Origin of the sequence: Zoogloea oleivorans (assembly GCF_008107625.1) — a bacterium.
Lineage (GTDB): Bacteria > Pseudomonadota > Gammaproteobacteria > Burkholderiales > Rhodocyclaceae > Zoogloea > Zoogloea oleivorans.
Genome location: NZ_SDKK01000027.1, coordinates 1 through 18,721 on the forward strand (window position 1 = coordinate 1; position 18,721 = coordinate 18,721).

Consider the following 18,721-nt stretch of genomic DNA (forward strand, 5'->3'; position numbering starts at 1 on the left):
CCGCCGGGGTGACCGGCACGCCGGCGGCCGCGGCGGTGGCGCTGACCGCCCGCGACACATACAGCCGCGAACCGCCTTCGTTGAAGAAGGCCAGCACGGCGTGCGCCAGGTAGTTGGTGTTCGGCGAGCCATCGGACAAGGCGTGGTCGGTGTAGCTGCCATAGATGCGCAGGAAGTCGCCGAAGCTGGTGAGCAGTTCGGGGGTTTCCTGGTCGTCGGTGTCTACGCGGTAGGGGCCTTTGCGGGTCGGGCCAACGAAGGCCGTGGTGCTGGTGCCCACCCCTTCAATGGACTTCGCGCGGAAGCTCGTTTCTTCGACGTAGACGCCTGGGGCAAGATATTCAGGCACGGTTCATCTCCTTTCGGCGATCTGCAGGGCTTGGGGGCAAGGGCTGGGTCGGGGTCATCGGGGTCACGGCAGCAGCACACTCAGGGACAGGGTTTGCACGCGTCGTGCGGCGATGGCGATGTTCCGGGTGGTGCCCGGCAGGGTGCCGGCGGCGGCTTCCAGGGCGCCCGGGTCGACCCGTGGCAGGGTGGCCGGCAGGCGGCCGTCACGCACTTGGGCTGCCGGCGTGAGCAGCCCTGTCGCGGGGTCGAAGATCACCTGCAGGACGACGTCGATCTCGTTGCTGACGACGCTGTCCTCGTCCTCCGAGAAGGTGGTCACCGGCACGCCGGCGACCGGCACGAGGGCTTCGCCGCGCCAGTCGCTGAGGCCCCGGCCGAGTACGTTGCCGTTGCGCAGCACCCGCAGCAGCGCGCCGCCCAGGTGCTCGCCGGTGCCGGCGGCCACGCTGACCCGCAGCACGGCCCAGTTCACGGCGACGGGGGCCGACGGCGACGGAAAGAGGGGCAGGTCGGCCGGCCGGAACAGGGAGTTGGCCCCAGCGGCATTCGCGGGGTCCGGATCGCGGGGCAGTGCGAGGGTCGCCCGGCGCGGCAGGTACACGCCCAGGGGGTCGCTAATCGTGAGGGCCAGCACCACACTGCCGATGGCCGGCAGGGCGGGCGGGCTGTCAAAGCGGGCTTCGTGGGCGGCCAGTGCGGCGGCCCGGCGGATGATGTGGAGTCCGCTGCGATTGAGCAGGATGTCGGCGCCGTCGGCCTGCAGTTCCATCGCGCGCCCCACCGGTGTGCCGGTGACCGCGTCGATGCAGCGCAGGGCGCCCAGCACCCGGGTCTCGACGCGTTCCCGCTCGGCGAACACGCCGCTCATGGCGCGTCCTCCATGCCAAAGGTGAGGCGCCGCGCGACCACCGGTCGGCCGCCCTCTTCCGGCTCGGCGGGGTCGAGGTGCACCAGCCGGGCAACGTAGGAAACCGACAGTCGGTAGGCCGGGTCGAGGGCATCCCAGATGCGCATCACGTCCTCGGTGCTGAGTTCGGCGGGAATCACCTGGATCACCTCGCTGCTGTCCCAGCCGGCTTCCGGCGACAGGCCGGAGGCGTCAAGGACCGGAAACTGGTGCAGTTGGCGCATGGCCCAGGCGAGGGTGACGAGTTCGTCGAGGGGATTGGCCGCCCACGCGCTGAGCAGGAAGTGCAGGTCGAGGCCAAGGGGCACCGGCGTGTCGTTGGCGGCGGCGGGCCGGCGGCTCGAACGGCTGTGTTCGTTGACGGTGACGCGGTAGAAATAGAGGGTCAGACGGGTTGTTTCCTCGATCTCGCTGGCGAGCTGGCCGGAGGACACCAACTCGAAGCTGCAACCGGGCATCGGCCGGCCCGCCTCCTCGGCGGGATAGCTGTTGCGCAGCAGGGTCACGATCGAACTGCCTACCGAGTGCAGCGCGAAAACGTTGGCCATGAGATCCGATCCTCCGTTCAGTGGGGCGGGCGCCCGCTGCGGTGAGCCGCGCGGTAAATCAGTCGCCCGTCTGCCAGCATCTGTTTTTCCACTATCTGCCTGCTTGCCAGAAGCTCCAGGGCCTGGCGCACATCGTCCAGCGAGACCTGCAGGCCGCTTCCGGCAAGCCACCAGTCTGCGATGCCCTGATCGCTGTCGGCCGCACTGGGATGGGCGATCAGGTAGTCCCTGATCACTGCCGCGACTTGCCGACACGCCATTCCGGGCTTTTGCACCTGGCAAGCCTCCATCGGCTTGTTCATCCCGGCGCAACCCTGCGCCCCAAGGCCCGGTAAAAGTGCCGGGCTGTACGGGCTTAAAGCGATTTGCGTGCCAGCCCCGACTTTTTCTGCAAGCGATTGTTTTTAATGCAGATTCTGTTTTTGGCCGGATGGCGAGGGGAGGGGGTGGGTGCGGCAGGACCCGCCCGTTCCAATGCCGCAGCGCGGCGGCGAGGCTTGCCGGGCGGGGCGCCGGGTCAATGGACGTGGGGGTGTGCACTGCAGCAGGAGGCGACGCAGGGCATGGGTCGTCTGCGACCCGGATGGGGTGTGGCACAGGGCAGGGGTACATGGCTGCCTTGCGCATTCGGCCATTCCGATTGCGCTTTCAGCCGTTTTCCGGGAAGCGTGCCTGCCGCCTGGCCGGACCCGCCTGGGGAGCGGCTAAACTCACAGGACAACAAAACCCATGGAGACCCGCATGTCCGAACGTTCCGTCAGCCGCTACCCCGTTCCCGATCTCATGGATCTGCCGGAAGACATCCGCGCCAAGATCATCGCCGTGCAGGAGAAAGCCGGCTTCGTGCCGAATGTGTTCCTGACCCTCGCCCACCGGCCGGCCGAGTTCCGGGCCTTTTTTGCCTACCACGACGCCTTGATGGAGAAGGATGAGGGCCTGAGCAAGGCCGAGCGCGAGATGATCGTGGTCGCCACCTCGGGCGCCAACAGCTGCCTGTATTGCGTGGTGGCCCATGGGGCGATCCTGCGCATCCGGGCGAAGAATCCGCGCGTGGCCGACCAGTTGGCCACCAATTACCGCAAGGCCGAAATCACCCCGCGCCAGCACGCCATGCTGGATTTTGCGATGAAGCTCGCGCTGAATTCGGCCGAGGTTGGCGATGCGGATATCGCCGCGCTGAAGGCGCACGGCTTCGATGACGAGGCGGTGTGGGATATCGGCGCGATCACGGCCTTCTTCGCCATGAGCAATCGCCTGGCCAACCTTACTTCGATGCGCCCCAACGACGAGTTCTTCCTGATGGGGCGCCTGCCCAAGGCGTGAGTCTTGGCGCGTGCCTCAACGCACCACATGGAAGCGTCGGGGAAACTCCGCCCTGCGCAGGGTTCCCGGCATGGTCTGGACGATGAAGACCCGCGCGGTGGCGACCAGTGTGGCGCACAGCAGTAGCGCCGCGCCGGTGTTGTGGGCGACGGCCAGCAGCAGTGGCCATTGCAGCAGCACGTTGGCGATGCCGAGGCCGATTTGCAGGATGAGGGTGGCCAGGATGGCGATGCCGTAGCCGCGTCGTCCGTCCGGTCCGAGCAGGCCGAAGCCGAAGCTCCCGACCACGATCAGCACCACGCCGGCAAACAGGCGGTGGGTCCAGTGGATTGCCGTCAGGGCTGCGCTGGACAGCAGGGTGCCGCTGGCCGTGCTGCCCAGCTCCCGGTCGAGGGTGAAGGCGTGGTGGGTGTCCATGGCCGGCCACCAGCTGCCCTGGCAGGTCGGGAAGTCGGCGCAGATGGCGGCCGCGTAGTTGCTGCTGACCCAGCCGCCGAGGGCGATCTGGATGAGTACGGTGGCGAGCGCGGTGAGCGCCAGCATGCGCAGCCCGGGGTCGGCGCTGGGCAGCCGGGGCGCCCGGATCTCGCGCAGGAACAGTACGACGAGCAGCCCCAGCGTGGACATGCCGCCGAGCAGGTGGCTGGTCACGATGACCGGTTTGAGCAGCTTGGTTACCGTCAGCATGCCGAGCAGCCCCTGTCCGGCGACGACCGCCAGCAGTCCGATCTCCAGCCACGGGGCGCGGCGGGTACGCTGCCGCCAGGCTATCGTAGCCAGGGCGGCGATGCACAGGCCGAGGACGCCGGCGGCGTAGCGATGGATCATTTCCTTCCACGCCTTGGGCGCTTCCACCGGCTTGTCGGGGAAGGCCGATTGGGCGGCGTGCACTTCGTGGGCCTGTTCCGGCACACCGATCAGTTTGCCGTAGCAGCCCGGCCAGTCGGGGCAGCCGAGGCCGGCGTCCGACAGGCGCACGTAGGCGCCCAGGGATACCACCACGAGGGCCAGGATCAGTGCGGAGACGAGCAGGAGTCGGTAGTTCCTCAAAGCAGGCGGTCCAGAAAGAGGGCGGCGAACAGGCCGGTGAGATAGATCAGTGAATAGCGAAAGGCGTGACGGGCCTTGGCATCCGAGTAGTTGCGCCACAGGCTCCAGGCTTCGCGCAGGTAGCCGAGGTTGAGCAGGCTGACCAAGCCCACGTAGATGCCGCCCGACATGCCCAGCGTGACCGGCAGGTAGGACACGGCGGCGAGCAGCACGGTGTACAGCAGGATGTGCAGGCAGGTGAGCGGCACGCCGTGGCTCACCGGCAACATGGGCAGGCCGGCACGGGCGTATTCCTCGCGGCGGTAGCAGGCCAGCGCCCAGAAGTGCGGCGGGGTCCACAGGAAGATGATGAGGAACAGGGCCAGCGCCGGCATGCCGATGCTGTCGGTCATGGCGGCCCAGCCGAGCACCGGCGGCATGGCGCCGGACGCGCCGCCGATGACGATGTTCATCGGCGTGGCGGGCTTGAGGATCACCGTGTAAACGATGGCATAGCCGAGGAAGGTGGCCAGCGTGAGCCACATGGTCAGCGGGTTCACCGCCACGTTCAGCAGCCACAGGCCGGCGCCGCCGGTGAGGCAGGCGAGGCCGAGGGTTTCCGCCGGGCTGATCAGGCCCAGCGGCAGCGCGCGGCCGCGGGTGCGCGCCATGCGCGAGTCGATGGTGCGCTCGACCAGGCAGTTGATTGCCGCTGCCGCCCCGGCCACCAGCGCGATGCCCAACGTGGCCGCAAACATCAGCCCACCCGGCGGCCAGCCCGGTACGGCGAGGAACATGCCGATCATGGCGGTGAACACGATCAGGCTGTTCACCCGCGGCTTGCACTGGGTGGCAAAGGCTGCCAGGCGCAGGGTGAGCGGGGGGCGCAGGGCGCTGCTGCGGAGGGAGGTCGGCATCGGGAGTCTCCGGGGTGATTCGCTGCTGGCGGTTGTCTATCCGGCCCACGCAAAGCGCAGGAGCCGTTCCATGTCCTTGAGGATGCCGCGCGGGTCGGCATCGGGGGCGTAACGCAGGATGATCTGGCCCATCGGGTCCACCACGTACACCCGGTGACCGCGGGTGGACAGGTCGAAGGCTGCGCGGGCCGCCTCGCTGCCGGCCACGGCGGTGTGCAGGTCGGGCTGGATGGCGAGGAGCGGGCCCGCGTCCGGTGCCGGCTGGTCGGTCAGCCAGGTGCGCTGGACTCGTCCCATCTGCTTGTAGAGCGCCACGTGTACCTGTCGGGTGGCGACGATCCACTGCTTGCAGGCCGCGTCGCAGGGGCCGGCGCCGGCCACGACGAGGCTCCAGTGACCGTCGAAATCGGCCTTGCCGAGCAGCTTGCCGCTGGCGTCGGCGAGCGGCGGCAGAGGGCGCGGCGGGCTCAGGATTTCGCCGTGGTTACCGGGTTTGGACGGGTGCCAGCCGTAGGCGTAGAGCCCGCCGCCGATGGCCAGCGGGAGTAGAAAAAGGGTGAGCAGGAGCAGCAGCGGGCTCTTGCCCTTGATGGCGGCAGTGCTCATGCGCGCCTCCAGCCGAGGGCGAACCAGATCAGCACGGCCGAGGCGGCGAAGCCGTACCACTGGTAAGCGTAGGACAGGTGGCGCTCCAGGCGATCGTCCGGCCGCGGCCATTCGCGTGCAAAGCCGGCGGGGGCTTCGGGGGCCAGTTGCAGCACCACCGGCTGCACCGGCCAGGTGACCAGGCTGGCGAAGCGGGCCAGGTCGAGGTTCTGCCACACGCCTTGCCAGGTACTGCCGGCGGGTTCGCTGCCGAGGGTGAAGAAGCGGTTGCCGGGCACGATGGCGACACCGTGGAGTTCGACGATACCGCTTGGCGTGTAGACGCGGGGCTGTTCGCTGTGACTGGCGAGGGCGGGAATCCAGCCCCGGTTCACCAGCACGCGCATGTCGCTGCCGTCGATGTGCAGCGGTGTGATGACGTGGTAGCCGGCTTGCTCGCGATGGACCCGGTTGTCGAGGAGGAACTGGTGTCCGGTGTCGAAACGGCCGCGCACCACGACCGGCCGGGAGCGCAGGGATTCTGCATCGACCCGCGCCGCACCAAGCGAAACCGGGGCTTCGACGCCACGCTGGTCGAGCAGGCTTTGGGCCGCCTGCTTGCGCTCGGCCTTGGCGTGCTGCCAGTTGCCGAGCTGGATGCAGCCGGCAGCGATGACCAGCGCCAAGGCGCCGCCCCACACCGACGGGCGGAAGCGGCGCTGGCTTGTGAGCACCCCGGCACGGGCGCACAATCGGCGCACGACATTCGGGGAGTGGGCTGTGCTATTCAAGTTGGCAGTGGTGCTCATGCTGGTTATGGTGATCGGCAGCCTCTTCTCGGGCCTGCTTTTCCTTTATCGGGACAAGGGCAACGGCGACCGGGTCTTGCGGGCGCTGACCTGGCGCATTTCCCTCTCCCTTTTGCTTTTTGCGGGGCTGCTGGTGGCCTACCGTTTTGGTGGCTACAGCCAGTAGATCACGACGAACAGCAGCAGCCAGACCACATCCACGAAGTGCCAGTACCAGGCCACCGCCTCGAAGGCGAAGTGGCGCTTGGCATCAAAATGCCCTGACAGGCTGCGCCCGGCCACCACGGCCAGCATGATGGCGCCCAGCGTGACGTGAAAACCGTGGAAGCCGGTGAGCATGAAGAAGGTGGCGCCATACACGCCGGCGCCCATGGTCAGGCCCAGCTCGGTGTAGGCATGGTGGTATTCGTAGGCCTGGAAGCCGAGGAAGGTGACGCCCAGCAGTACAGTGAGGATCAGGCCCAGGTTGAGCTGGCTGCGCTTGCCCTTCATCAGGCCCCAGTGGGCCCAGGTGAGGGTCACGCCGGAGGTGAGCAGCAGCGCCGTGTTGATGGCCGGAATGCCCCAGGCGCCCATCGGCGTGAAGCTGGCGCCCTTGGGGCCAGAGGTGGGCCAGCCGCCGGTGTAGCCCTGGTAAAGGGTGAACAGCGGGTCCATGCCGGCCAGCGCCGGAACCGAGATGGTGCGGCAGTAGAACAGCGCGGCAAAGAAGGCGGCGAAGAACATCACCTCCGAACCGATGAACCACACCATGCCCTGGCGGAAGGACTGGTCTTCCCAGTCGGTGTAGTCGCCCCGCTGGTTTTCGGCAATCACCGCGCCGAACCACTTGAACAGCACGTAGATGATGACCGCAGCCCCGGTGCTCATGACCCACGGCCCCGGCGCGAACTTGTTCATCAGCAGGATGAAACCCAGCGCCAGCAGGAACATGCCGCCCGACAGGAAGATCGGATACAGGCTGGGCTGCGGCACGTAGTAGTGCGTGGCGTGAGGTGTGGCAGCAGCAGTGGTGGCGTGCGAGGCGTTCAAGGTGTGCTCCCTAAGAAGGATTCGGGGCGAGGAAGAAGGCGTAGGCGAGGGTCAGTTCGCTGATCTCTTCGCCGATCTCGTTATCCACGATGAAGGTCAGGGCCATTTCGCGGCTTTCGCCGGGGGCCAGGGTCTGCTGCTGGAAGCAGAAGCAATCGAGCTTGCGGAAGTGGCGCGCCGCCACGGTGGGGGTCACGCTGGGCACGGCTTGGCCGACGATGGTCTTGTCGGACAGGTTGCGGACCAGGAAACGGGTGGTGCGCAGCTCGCCGGGGTGCAGCTCGATGGCCGGCTCCAGCGGCCGGATTTCCCAGGGCAGGCCGGGCATCAGGGTGGCGGTGAACTGCACGCCCAGCGTGCGCGAATAATTCACCGCGCTGGGGGGGAGGTCCTTGGCGGCGATAGCATCCTTGAGGGTCTTGCCGTTGAAGCCGATGGCCTGGCAGATGGTGTCGTAGAGCGGCACCAGCGCGAAGCCAAAGCCAAAGAAGACGGCCGCCAGCAACAGCAGCTTGACGACCAGCCGGGCGTGCTTGCGGGGCGAAGGAAGGGAGGCTGTGCTCACGGCGATCAGCGCTGGATGAAGAAGCCGATCACGTACAGCCCCAGGGCGACGCCGCCCAGAATCCAGGCAAAGCGGGCTGAGGCCCGACGACGCCTGGCCAGATCCGAGTCGGTGAGATGCATGACGGCTTCCTTCATGATCAGTTGGCCTTGATGACCGGCTGGGTTTCCCAGGAATGGTAGGGCGGCGGGGAGCTGAGTTCCCACTCCAGCCCGCTGGTGCTCTCCCACACTTCAGCGGTGGCCTTTTTGCCGCCCTTCACGCAGGCCCACACGTTGTAGGCAAAGATCAGCTGAGACAGACCGAGAATGAAGGCGCCCACCGTGGAGATGGCGTTGAACTCGGCGAACTGCAGGGCGTAGTCGGGGATGCGCCGGGGCATGCCGGCCAGGCCCAGGAAAAACTGGGGCATGAAGGTCAGGTTGAAGCTGACCACGGTGAGCCAGAAGTGGGTCTTGCCGAGCTTCTCGCTGTACATGTGGCCGGTCCATTTGGGCAGCCAGTAGTACACCCCGGTCATCACGCCCATGATGCCGCCGGCAAACAGCGCGTAGTGGAAGTGGGCGACCACGAAGTAGCTGTGGTGGTACTGGGCATCGGCGGCCACGTCGGCCAGCACCAGGCCGGTGAGGCCGGCAATGCCGAACAGCACGATGAAGCCCAGTGCAAACAGCATCGGGGTTTCAAAGGTCATCGCGCCCTTCCACATGGTGGCGATCCAGCAGAAGAACAGCACGGCCAGCGGCAGCGAGATCGACATGGTGCTGTACATGAAATACAGCAGGGCCGGCACCGGCAGGCCGGCGGTGAGGAAGTGGTGGGCCCACACGACCAGGCCGAGCACGCCGATGGCGATGAAGGACCACACCTGCGCGGTGTGCCCGTAAATGGGCTTGCGGGTGAAGGTGGACAGCACGTGGGGCATCAGGCCCCACACCGGCAGCAGCAGGATGTACACCTCCGGGTGGCCGAAGAACCAGAACAGGTGCTGGAACAGGATCGGGTCGCCGCCGCCGGCTGCGTCGAAGAAGTGGGTCTGGAAGTGGCGGTCGGTGAGCAGCATGGTGACGCCGCCGGCGAGCACCGGCAGGGTGATGATCAGCAGCACCGCGGTGACCAGCCAGCCCCAGCAGAACAGGGGCATCTTCATCAGCGTCATGCCCGGGGCGCGCATGTTGAGGATGGTGGCGATGATGTTGATCGAGCCCATGATCGAGCTGACGCCGAGGATGTGGATCGAGAAGATCGCAAAGTCCACCCCGATGCCGCCCTGCACCGACAGCGGCGCGTAAAGCGTCCAGCCGGTGGCGACGGCGCCGTCACCAATGCCGAAGATGGCCAGCACGAAGGGCAGGGTGAGCAGGATGGCGGCCGGCGGGAGCAGCCAGAAACCCCAGTTGTTGAGACGCGGCAGGGCCATGTCGGGCGCGCCGATCATCAGCGGGATCATCCAGTTGGCGAAGCCGGTGGCGGCCGGCATGAGCGCCGCGAAGATCATCACCAGCGCATGCACGCCGATCAGCTGGTTGAAGAACTCCGGCTTCATCAACTGCAGGCCGGGCTGGAAGAGCTCGGCCCGCACCGCCAGGATCATCGCCCCGCCGACAAAGAACATCAGCAGGGAGAAGGTCAGGTACATCGTGCCGATGTCCTTGTGGTTGGTGGTGGTGAGCCAGCGCAGGATGCCGGTCGGGTGGTGGGCGTGGGCGCCGTGGGGGTCGAGGGTGTGGCTGGCGGTGTTCATCCGGTGCTCCTCAGCGAAGGGCCTTGATCTGGGCGGGCTGGATCATGTCGCCCTTGGTGTTGCCGAAGGCGTTGCGCTCATACGTGATGATGGCGGCGATGTCGGCGTCGGAGAGGGTGGTCTTGAAAGCCTGCATGGCCGTGCCGGCCTTGCCGTTCATGACCCGGTCTACATGGCTGTCGGGGATCAGCTTGCCTTCGGGCGAGAGCAGCGGGCCGGTGACGATCTTGCTGCCGGCCAGCGCCGGGAAGACCGGCGGTACGCCCTGGCCTTCCGGCTGGTGGCAGGCGGCGCAATTCTTCTCGTAGGCGGCCTTGCCGGCGGCCATCAACTCGTCCTTGGTCCAGGTCTTGTCGCTGCCGGCAGCGGCGGCGGCCATCTCGGCCTTTTTCTTGTCGACCCAGGCCAGGTATTCGGGCTCGGGCACGGCACGCACGACCACCGGCATGAAGCCGTGATCCTTGCCGCACAACTCGGCACACTGGCCGCGATAGGTGCCGGGCTCCTCGATGCGCACCCAGGTTTCGCGCAGGAAGCCGGGGATGGCGTCACGCTTGACCCCGAACTGGGGCACCCACCAGGTGTGGATCACGTCGGTGGAGGTGAGCAGGATGCGCACCTTCTTGCCCACCGGCAGGACGACCTCGTTGTCCACCTCGAGCAGGTAGTTTTCGCCCTTGGGTTCCTTGCCCTCGATCTGCTCGCGGGGGGTGGTCAGGGTGCTGATGAACTTGACGCCGGACGCGGGGTATTCATATTGCCACTTCCACTGCATGCCGGTCACCTTCAGGACCATGTCGGCCTTGGTGCGGGTGTCTTCCATTTCGATCACCGCATGAAAGGCCGGAATGCCCATCAGCACGAAGTCGATGAAGAGCAGCATGGCGAAGGGCACCATCACCCAGAACCACTGCAGGGCCCCGGTAGGGCCGCTGAACCGGGCCGGTTCGGCGCCCGTGCTCTTGCGGTGCTTGAGCATGGAATAGATCATGATCGCGAACACCACCACGAACAGCACGGTGATGATGATCATGAACTGGTTGTGCATGGATAGCGTGTCACGCCCGATGGGGGTGACCGGCTTGGGGAAGTTCCAGGTGTAGTCGGCGAGGGCTGTGCCGCTGCCGAGGGCGAGGCTGAATCCGGTGAAAAGCCGGGAGAGAAGGTGAAACCCGGGGCGGGAGCGGGGGTTGAGTGTGGTCAAGTCTCTACCTCTTCTTTTCGTGGGATGATCAGGCTCGCTGCGGTGGGGCGAGCCGGTTGGCAGAATCTGGAGCAGGCATGCGCAGAAGGGCCGTGGCGATCAGGCGATCGTTGTCGAGGCGAGAAAACTTGCAGGAAGCACCGGCGCGCTCAGGGATGCGCAGGGCGAAAAGAAAGAGGGCGAGTTCAAGGCCGATGAACGGCAGAACGAGCCAGGGATCAGCCAACAGAAAACCCGTTCTGGCGAGCAGGCTCGCAAGAAGGATTCCGCCGATCAGGCTGCAGGGGGCAGCCAGGGTGAATGAGCAGTTGGGGCGCGCAATGCATTGTTGCGCGCCCGCTGCCTCTATCGTTGTTATAGCCATGGCGTCTCCTCCAGGCCCTGTCTGCGACTTTTTGACGCAGATCAAATTCTGGGAGGAGTGTAGCATCGACCTTGCGTTTTGCAGTGCACCGGAGTGCGGCGCAAGGTGCTGAAAAATAAGGATGTTTTAAATGATTTCAATGTTGCGCTGCATCATTTCGGCTTGTCTGGCTGCTGGCCTGCTGACCGCCTGTTCGCCGAGTGGCGAGGGCGGTGCCGACGCGGGGTTTGCCAGTACCAACATTACCGGTGCGAACTATGCCACTGGCTTTAGCCTGACCGACCATACGGGAGCCCCCCGCAGCCTGGCTGATTACAAGGGCAAAGTGGTGACCCTGTTCTTTGGGTACACCCAGTGTCCGGACGTGTGTCCGACCAATCTGCTGGGCATGGTCGAGGTGCTGCGCCAGCTCGGGCCCGATGCGGACAAGGTGCAGGTGCTGTTCATCACCGTCGATCCGGAGCGCGACACGCAGGCCTTGCTGGCCCAGTATGTGCCCGCCTTCGATGCGCGGTTTGTCGGGTTGTATGGCGACATCCCGACTACCCAGGCGGTGGCGAAGGATTTCAAGGTTTTCTACCAGAAGCAGGGCGATACCAAGGGCACGGCCTATACGGTGGATCATTCCACCGGTACCTATGTTTTCGATCCCCAGGGCCGGTTGCGCCTGTATGTGAAGCACGGCGAGAAGCCGGAGCTGATCGCGGCCGACCTGAAGCGGCTGATCGCCGGCAAGTAGTCCCGCCGCCGCCAATGGAAAAGGGCAACCCGCGGGTTGCCCTTTTTGCTGGTGCGCCGCAGCCTGGGTCAGGCGAGAGCGGCGAGCTGGGTGCGCATCTTCTGCATCGCCTTTACTTCGATCTGGCGGATGCGTTCGGCCGACACGCCGTACTCGGCGGCCAACTCGTGCAGGGTGGCGGAATCGCCTTCGGCCAGCCAGCGTCGCTGCACGATGGTACGGCTGCGATCGTCCAGACCGGCCAGTGCCTGGTGCAGGCCTTCATCCTGCAGACGGGCGTATTGCCGCTGGGCCAGCACTTCCGACGGTTCTGCATGCGGATCGGCCAGGTAGGCGATGGGGGCGAAACGCTCCTCTTCATCGTCCGGGCCGGATTCGAGGGCCATGTCCTGACCGGACAGGCGGGTTTCCATCTCGCGGACTTCTTCGGGTTTGACGCCGAGCTGTTGCGCCACGGCGAGCACGGCATCGCCCTGCAGCGTGCTGCTGCTGCTCTTCATACTGCGCAGGTTGAAGAACAGCTTGCGCTGGGCCTTGGTCGTGGCGATCTTGACCAGCCGCCAGTTTTTCACGATGTACTCGTGGATTTCGGCCTTGATCCAGTGAATCGCGAAGGACACCAGACGCACGCCCCGATCCGGGTCGAAGCGCTTGACGGCCTTCATCATGCCGACGTTGCCTTCCTGGATCAGGTCGGCGTGGGGCAGGCCATAGCCCAGGTAACCGCGCGCAATGGCCACCACCAGTCGCAGGTGGGACAGAACCAGCTTGCGCGCCGCCTCCAGATCATCCTGCTCCCGGAAGCTGTGGGCGAGATCGGACTCCTCCTTCTCGGTCAGCAGGGGGATGCGGTTAACGCTCTGGATGTACTGATCCAGACTGCCAACGGCGGACGGAACGGGAAACGACAGGGTTTGAGACATGGACAAAAAACCTCCTTCATTCAAATCTTAGCACTCCCCGCCTCTGAGTGCTAACGGCTCGATAGGTTCCCTGTCCCACAGCTGGATCCCGGTGGCGGCCGAAATTTTTTCCGGCATGGCGCTTTTGCGGGCTCGCTGATTTGCTTCCTGCATCTAAAGATGCTCGGGGGAGGCGCCGTTAAGCCAGCAGTGTCGTTATGCGTCATTAATCCAGCGGATATTATGGGTTTGTAATTTTGCCTCCGTCCGTGGGAGCCTTCCTCCCCGCCGCCGGATGTCTGTACCCTCCCCGAGGCCTGAGTCATGAATACAAGTGCAAGCAAGGACGTGCGACCGGAAGGTGCTGCGAAGCAGACGATTCTGGTCGTGGATGACACACCGCAAAATCTCGCTGTGTTGGGAGAGCTGCTCCAGCCCTTCTATCGCGTCCGTGCTGCGAACTCCGGGGAGCGGGCGCTGCGGGCTGCCGGTTTGCAGCCTCGTCCCGACCTGATCCTGCTGGATGTGATGATGCCCGGCATGGATGGCTACGAGGTCATGCAGCGCCTTGCTGCCGACCCCGAAACCCGCAACATTCCGGTGATCTTCGTCACCGCCATGACCGCCACCGAGAACGAGGAGCATGGGCTGGCCCTCGGCGCTGTCGATTACATCACCAAGCCGATCAACCCGGCGATCGTACTGGCCCGCGTGCATACCCATCTCGAACTCAAGCGGGCCCGCGACCGCCTGGCCGACGAGAATGAATGGCTGGAGCACGAAGTGGCCAGGCGGATGCGCGAGAACCTGCTCATCCAGGACCTGAGCGTGCGTGCACTGGCCTGCCTGAGCGAGGCCCGCGACAACGAGACCGGCCTGCACATCGTGCGCACCCAGAGCTACGTCGAACTCCTCGCCCGTCATCTGGTCGGGCACGAACGTTTCCGTCATGCACTGAGCGGCTCCCGACTCGGCATGGTGGTCAAGGCGGCGCCGCTGCACGACATCGGCAAGGTGGGCGTGCCCGACGCCATTCTGCTCAAGCCCGGCCGTCTGACCGTCGAAGAATTCGAGATCATGAAGGCGCACCCGCACATCGGGGCCGATGCCATCAACAAGGCCATGGAGCAGGCGCTGGCCAGCGCTGACGACGAGACCGCCGAACAGGCCTCGGGGGCCTTTGCCTTCCTGTACATCGCGCGGGAGATATCCCTCGGCCACCATGAAAAATGGGACGGCAGCGGTTACCCGGCCGGACTGGTGGGCGATGCGATACCCGTCTCGGCGCGTCTGATGGCGCTGGCGGATGTCTTCGATGCCCTGATGAGCCGCCGGGTTTACAAGCCGCCGATGACGCTCGAAGAAACCACGAAGATCATCTGCGATGGGCGTGCCAGCCATTTTGATCCCGATGTGGTGGATGCCTTCCTGGCGTGCCGCGAGCGCTTTGCCGACATCGCGGCGCGTTTTGCCGATCCGGCCCCCGACGCGAATTGAGCCGTCCCGTGAATAAAGCGCTGCTCCTGCCTGCTGTCCTTTTCATGCTGGCGGTCGGCTTTGCGCCTCCGGTACGGGCGCTCGACCCCGGCCCTGTGGCCAGTTTGCCTCCTGCTGCAGCCCGTTTTGTCGAACACACCGCCAGCGCCGAAACGATCAGGCAACTGCGCGCCGGTGGTTTCGCCCTCTATTTGCGCCACGGCTACACCGACAACACGCGCGCCGACCGGGTTCCGAGTGTCGATCTGAACGACTGCAGTACCCAGCGTCCGCTCACCGAAGAGGGGCGCCAGGTGGCCGCGCGGGTGGGCGAGGCGCTGCGCAGGGCAAAAATTCCGATTGGCGACATCCACGTGAGCCCTCTGTGCCGGGTCCGTGAAAGCACGCTGGCGGCCTTTCCCGGGCAGAGTCATGTGGTCGACCGTGACCTGATGTACACCGCCAACCTGACCGCCGGGCAAAAGGCACCGATCATTGCGCGCACGCGAAAACTGCTTTCCTCTCCTGTCGCGGGGGGCCGCAACCGGCTGCTGGTTGCCCACGGACCGAACCTCATGGACCTGATCGGTTACTTTCCGAAAGAGGCCACACTGGTGGTGTTTCGCCCGAAAGGCGAGGGGCGCTTCGATTACGTGGCCAGCATTCCCCCCGGCTTGTGGCCTGAACTGCTGCGCTGAGAGCGGTGTCGATGAAACTTCGCCTGTTCAGGGCCTTGCCCTACACGTTGATTTTTTTCCTGCCGGTGGCATTGGTGACCCTGGTGGCCGGCGCGCTCAATCTCGGCTCCCTTTACAGTCTGCGCCAGGAATACCAGGCCGGCAGTATTCGCCAGGGGCATGACATCACGGTGGTCGCCACTGCCACGCGCTTCAACCAGGAGGCTGCCGGCATCCAGCGTCTGGTCAGCGCCACGCTGGAACAGGCGGCCGCTGGCCACCTCGACGAGGGGGGCGCCTACCGGGTGCACACCGAGGTGGTCAATCGTCTGGCGGTGCTCGAGCAACAGTTGCCGTCCCTGGATGAGTCGGCCTCCAGTGGTAGCCCGGCACGCACGCTGAAGAGCGATTTCGAAGCCTATCGCAACCTCGCCGTCTCGGCGACGGACCTGGCGGCCATCGATCCCTCCGGGGCCATGCGCCAGGCCTACCAGGCCGCCAGCCACTATGTCGCCCTGTCCGAGCGGACCCACGCCATCGCCAGTACGGCCGCCAGTGCCGCGGCGTTGCGCGGGGAGGCCCAGGGGCTGGGCATGGAGCAGCACGCGGTGCGTATTGCGGTGGTGGGCGGCATCCTGACGCTGCTGCTCATGCTGTTCTGGCTGTTTGTGATTGGCTGGATGACACGCAGCCTGTCGAGCCTCACCGCGGCGCTGCAAGACCTGGCCGATGGTGATCTCGACCCGCCTTCCCTGCCGGAGGTCGAAGCCCTCGGTGCCGATTCGCGCAGCGTACTGCGCAGCATGGCCATGGCCGTCCTGGCCTTTCGCAGCACGGCGCTGGCCCGCGAGGCGGCGCAAGCCGAGTTGCACAGGCTCGTCATGGCGGTGGAGCAGAGCCCCGAGAGCATCGTCATCACCAATCTCGATGCGCAGATCGAATACGTCAACAAGGCCTTCGAGCACAACACCGGCTTCACCCGCGAAGAGGCTCTGGGCCTCAACCCGCGCGTGCTGCAGTCCGGGCTTACCGCCAAGGCCATTTACGCGGACATGTGGGCAACGCTGATGCGCGGCGAGCCCTGGCGCGGTGAGCTGATCAACCGGCGCAAGGACGGCAGCGACTACGTGGAACTGGCCAATATCGCCCCGGTCCGTCAGGCCGACGGCCGGGTGACCCACTATGTGGCGATCAAGGAAGACATCTCCGAGAAGAAGCGTATCGGCGAAGAGCTGGAGCAGCATCGTCACCACCTTGAGCGCCTGGTGGCGGAGCGCAGCACCGAGCTGCAGGACGCCAAGGAGGTGGCCGAGGCTGCCAGCCGCAGCAAGAGCGAGTTCCTGGCCAACATGAGTCACGAGATCCGCACGCCGATGAACGCCATCATCGGGCTCACCCACCTGCTCAAGCGCGATCTGGCCGAAACCCGGCACCTGGGGCGCCTCGCCAAGATTGCCGGGGCCGCCCAGCATTTGTTGAGCATCATTAACGACATCCTCGATCTGTCGAAGATCGAGGCCGGCAAGCTGGAGCTGGAGCTGACCGATTTCGACGTCGAGCGCGTTGTCGACAATGTCATCGGTCTCGTCCGCGACAAGGCCGAGACCAAGAACATCGAGCTGGTCGTCGACCTGCGTGGCCTGCCGCCGATGCTCCATGGCGACGGCCTGCGCCTCCAGCAGATCCTGCTCAACTTTGCCGGTAATGCCGTCAAATTCACCGAGGCGGGCTGCATCGCCCTGCGCACGGCAGTAGTGCATGCCGACGACAGCGGCATGCTGGTGCGCTTCGAAGTCAGCGACAGCGGCATCGGTCTCACCGAAGCGCAGCAGGCCGGCTTGTTCCAGGCCTTCAAGCAGGCGGACGCCTCCACCACGCGCAAGTACGGAGGCACCGGTCTCGGCCTGGCCATCTCGCGTCGGCTGACCGAGCTGATGGGGGGGCGCATCGGTGTTCAAAGCGAAGTGGGGCACGGCAGCACCTTCTGGATCGAGCTGCCCTTTGCCCGCAGCCGGAGTCACAAGCCCATGCCCAAGGGCGATATGGAAACCCGTGGCCTGTCCGCCCTGGTGGTGGACGATCTGCCCGAAGCCCGGGATTCCCTGGTGGCCATGCTCGCCATGCTGGGGCTCCACGTCACGGCTGTCAGCGGAGGGCAGGAGGCCCTCGACTGCGTGGTGGATGCCGACGCGGCGGGCAAGCCCTACGATCTGCTGCTGGCGGACTGGCAGATGCCGGAGATGGACGGGCTGGAACTTGGCCGACGCCTGACGGCCATGCCCTTGTCGCGCCAGCCGGCCAGTCTGCTGGTGACGTCCTATCCCGAAGCGGTCAAGCCGGGCGAGCTGGCCGAGGCGGGCTACTTCGAAGTCCTCGCCAAGCCCTTGTCGCCATCGCATCTGTTCGATGCCCTGCAAAACACCCTGTCGGGCCGGCATGCCAGTGCCTCCGTGCTGTCTGCCGGCGAAGCCGAGAGTCGTCTGCGTCGGCGCGGAGGCGGTCGCATCCTGCTGGCCGAGGACAATCCGATCAATCAGGAGGTGGCGCTCGCCCTGCTGGCCGGCGCCGGCCTCGAAGTGGATCTGGCCGAAGATGGCCAGGACGCCGTGGACAAGGCGCGTACCGCGGCCTACGACCTGATCCTGATGGACATGCAGATGCCGGTGCTGGACGGACTTGGCGCTACACGCCTGATCCGTGCCCTCCCGGAGCACGTGCATACCCCCATTCTGGCGATGACCGCCAACGCCTTCGACGAGGACCGGGAGCGTTGCCTGGATGCCGGCATGAACGACCACATCGCCAAGCCGGTCGTTCCTGAAGCCCTCTACCGTACATTGCTGCAATGGCTGCCGAGTACCCACCACGCTGAAGCCAGCGGCGCTGGCCAGGTGGCGGAGCCGCTTTCCGCGGACGATGCCGCTGCCGCGGAAACCCTGCGTGCGGGCCTGGAGCGCATCGAGGGTCTCGACGTGGCTGCGGGTCTGTCGTCGACGCGGGGGCGCATCAAGTCCTATGCCCGCCTGCTCGGTCAGTTTGCCGACAGCGATCTGCCGGCCCAGTTGTGCCGGAACCTCAGCGCCCCCGACATCGTTGCCGCCCACCGTGCCGCCCATACCCTCAAAGGCCTTGCCGCCACCCTCGGGGTTGCTCGCCTGCGGGATGCTGCTGCAGCACTGGAGTGCGCCCTGGCCGGCCCCGCGCCGCAGGCGCCGCTGGACGAACTGGTCCGTCAGGCCGCCAGCCTGCAGGACGACTTCCAGGCTTTGTGTGCCAAGTTGCGCACGGCGCTTGGCACTGCCCAGGCCTTGCCAGCGGCGCAGCTTGCCGATTGGGCGGAGGTGCGCTGCGTCGCGGCGCGACTCGAAATCGCCCTGGCCGACTACAACATGAACAGCACGAGCCTCTGCGCCGACAACGCCAGTCTGCTAAGCGCCGCGTTCGGTGCCCATGCGGTGACGCTCACCCGGCAGATCGATGACTTTGATTTTGATCAGGCCTTGCTCACCCTGCATGCGGCGATGGCGGAGTTGCCACGCGTGGACTGAT

Annotated in this window: 20 protein-coding genes and 1 pseudogene; 6 read left to right on the forward strand and 15 right to left on the reverse strand. The window is 65.8% G+C overall.

Features of this window, described 5'->3' with window-relative positions; translation table 11 throughout:
• The 4 genes and pseudogenes from ETQ85_RS21315 to ETQ85_RS21330 all read right to left on the reverse strand — a co-directional run.
• Positions 1–349 (reverse strand): annotated as a pseudogene (locus tag ETQ85_RS21315) (phage tail sheath family protein); the annotation flags it as partial.
• 63 nt (positions 350–412) lie between these two features.
• On the reverse strand, positions 413–1,219 hold the full coding sequence (locus ETQ85_RS21320; RefSeq protein WP_148581084.1) for a hypothetical protein: 807 nt from the start codon (positions 1,217–1,219) through the stop codon (positions 413–415).
• Positions 1,216–1,806 (reverse strand): Pvc16 family protein, encoded by a 591-nt coding sequence (locus tag ETQ85_RS21325; protein ID WP_148581085.1) that lies wholly within the window; start codon positions 1,804–1,806, stop codon positions 1,216–1,218. Before ETQ85_RS21325 ends, ETQ85_RS21320 begins: the two co-directional genes overlap by 4 nt.
• Positions 1,807–1,823: 17 nt before the next feature.
• Positions 1,824–2,108 carry a hypothetical protein gene (locus ETQ85_RS21330; protein ID WP_148581086.1) on the reverse strand — a complete coding sequence of 95 codons (285 nt, stop codon included), beginning with the start codon at positions 2,106–2,108 and terminating at the stop codon, positions 1,824–1,826.
• A 439-nt stretch (positions 2,109–2,547) separates the two neighbouring features.
• Here ETQ85_RS21330 and ETQ85_RS21335 point away from each other — a divergent pair, with 439 nt between their 5' ends.
• On the forward strand, positions 2,548–3,129 hold the full coding sequence (locus tag ETQ85_RS21335) for a peroxidase-related enzyme (RefSeq protein ID WP_148581087.1): 582 nt from the start codon (positions 2,548–2,550) through the stop codon (positions 3,127–3,129).
• Positions 3,130–3,144: 15 nt separating this feature from the next.
• On the opposite strand, the gene ETQ85_RS21340 is transcribed toward ETQ85_RS21335, so the two are convergent.
• From ETQ85_RS21340 to ETQ85_RS21355, 4 genes are read right to left on the reverse strand one after another with little or no spacing between them, the layout of a single operon-like run.
• Positions 3,145–4,179, reverse strand: coding sequence for a COX15/CtaA family protein (locus tag ETQ85_RS21340; protein WP_148581088.1), 1,035 nt, complete (start codon positions 4,177–4,179; stop codon positions 3,145–3,147).
• Positions 4,176–5,075, reverse strand: coding sequence for a heme o synthase (gene cyoE, locus ETQ85_RS21345; RefSeq protein ID WP_148581089.1), 900 nt, complete (start codon positions 5,073–5,075; stop codon positions 4,176–4,178). The genes ETQ85_RS21340 and cyoE overlap by 4 nt, the downstream gene beginning before the upstream one ends.
• A gap of 36 nt (positions 5,076–5,111) precedes the next feature.
• Positions 5,112–5,681 carry a hypothetical protein gene (locus ETQ85_RS21350; protein WP_148581090.1) on the reverse strand — a complete coding sequence of 190 codons (570 nt, stop codon included), beginning with the start codon at positions 5,679–5,681 and terminating at the stop codon, positions 5,112–5,114.
• Positions 5,678–6,469, reverse strand: a complete 792-nt coding sequence (locus ETQ85_RS21355) for an SURF1 family protein (protein WP_148581091.1) — start codon at positions 6,467–6,469, stop codon at positions 5,678–5,680. Before ETQ85_RS21355 ends, ETQ85_RS21350 begins: the two co-directional genes overlap by 4 nt.
• Between ETQ85_RS21355 and ETQ85_RS21360 the strand changes: the two genes are divergently transcribed.
• Positions 6,468–6,635, forward strand: coding sequence for a twin transmembrane helix small protein (locus tag ETQ85_RS21360; RefSeq protein WP_222862247.1), 168 nt, complete (start codon positions 6,468–6,470; stop codon positions 6,633–6,635). The two genes, ETQ85_RS21355 and ETQ85_RS21360, sit on opposite strands and share 2 nt — an antisense overlap.
• On the opposite strand, the gene ETQ85_RS21365 is transcribed toward ETQ85_RS21360, so the two are convergent.
• Genes ETQ85_RS21365 through ETQ85_RS21385 form a run of 6 tightly spaced genes read right to left on the reverse strand, consistent with a single transcriptional unit; the run spans position 6,623 to position 11,378 of the window.
• Positions 6,623–7,501: a cytochrome c oxidase subunit 3 gene (locus ETQ85_RS21365; protein WP_148581093.1), complete on the reverse strand. Its 879-nt coding sequence runs from the start codon at positions 7,499–7,501 to the stop codon at positions 6,623–6,625. The genes ETQ85_RS21360 and ETQ85_RS21365 overlap by 13 nt on opposite strands.
• 10 nt (positions 7,502–7,511) lie before the next feature.
• Positions 7,512–8,066 carry a cytochrome c oxidase assembly protein gene (locus ETQ85_RS21370; RefSeq protein WP_222862245.1) on the reverse strand — a complete coding sequence of 185 codons (555 nt, stop codon included), beginning with the start codon at positions 8,064–8,066 and terminating at the stop codon, positions 7,512–7,514.
• A gap of 5 nt (positions 8,067–8,071) precedes the next feature.
• Entirely contained in the window at positions 8,072–8,203 is a 132-nt protein-coding gene (locus ETQ85_RS27305; protein ID WP_281283118.1) for a hypothetical protein, read from the reverse strand.
• Between the two features lie 2 nt (positions 8,204–8,205).
• On the reverse strand, positions 8,206–9,810 hold the full coding sequence (gene ctaD, locus ETQ85_RS21375; protein WP_148581095.1) for a cytochrome c oxidase subunit I: 1,605 nt from the start codon (positions 9,808–9,810) through the stop codon (positions 8,206–8,208).
• 10 nt (positions 9,811–9,820) lie between these two features.
• Positions 9,821–11,014 carry a cytochrome c oxidase subunit II gene (coxB, locus tag ETQ85_RS21380; protein ID WP_148581096.1) on the reverse strand — a complete coding sequence of 398 codons (1,194 nt, stop codon included), beginning with the start codon at positions 11,012–11,014 and terminating at the stop codon, positions 9,821–9,823.
• Positions 11,015–11,042: 28 nt separating this feature from the next.
• Positions 11,043–11,378: a DUF2244 domain-containing protein gene (locus ETQ85_RS21385; protein ID WP_187394806.1), complete on the reverse strand. Its 336-nt coding sequence runs from the start codon at positions 11,376–11,378 to the stop codon at positions 11,043–11,045.
• Between the two features lie 139 nt (positions 11,379–11,517).
• Between ETQ85_RS21385 and ETQ85_RS21390 the strand changes: the two genes are divergently transcribed.
• Positions 11,518–12,117: an SCO family protein gene (locus ETQ85_RS21390; RefSeq protein ID WP_148581141.1), complete on the forward strand. Its 600-nt coding sequence runs from the start codon at positions 11,518–11,520 to the stop codon at positions 12,115–12,117.
• 68 nt (positions 12,118–12,185) lie between these two features.
• Here the strand turns inward: ETQ85_RS21390 and rpoH are convergent, their stop codons facing one another.
• Positions 12,186–13,040: an RNA polymerase sigma factor RpoH gene (gene rpoH / locus ETQ85_RS21395; RefSeq protein ID WP_148581098.1), complete on the reverse strand. Its 855-nt coding sequence runs from the start codon at positions 13,038–13,040 to the stop codon at positions 12,186–12,188.
• Positions 13,041–13,343: 303 nt separating this feature from the next.
• Here rpoH and ETQ85_RS21400 point away from each other — a divergent pair, with 303 nt between their 5' ends.
• Genes ETQ85_RS21400 through ETQ85_RS21410 form a run of 3 tightly spaced genes read left to right on the forward strand, consistent with a single transcriptional unit; the run spans position 13,344 to position 18,720 of the window.
• Positions 13,344–14,516, forward strand: coding sequence for a response regulator (locus tag ETQ85_RS21400; RefSeq protein WP_148581099.1), 1,173 nt, complete (start codon positions 13,344–13,346; stop codon positions 14,514–14,516).
• 8 nt (positions 14,517–14,524) lie between these two features.
• Positions 14,525–15,193 (forward strand): histidine phosphatase family protein, encoded by a 669-nt coding sequence (locus tag ETQ85_RS21405; RefSeq protein WP_246128858.1) that lies wholly within the window; start codon positions 14,525–14,527, stop codon positions 15,191–15,193.
• 11 nt (positions 15,194–15,204) lie between these two features.
• A complete protein-coding gene (locus ETQ85_RS21410; protein ID WP_148581100.1) occupies positions 15,205–18,720 on the forward strand; it encodes a hybrid sensor histidine kinase/response regulator in 3,516 nt (1,171 codons plus the stop codon).
• The last annotated feature ends 1 nt before the right edge of the window (position 18,721 follow it).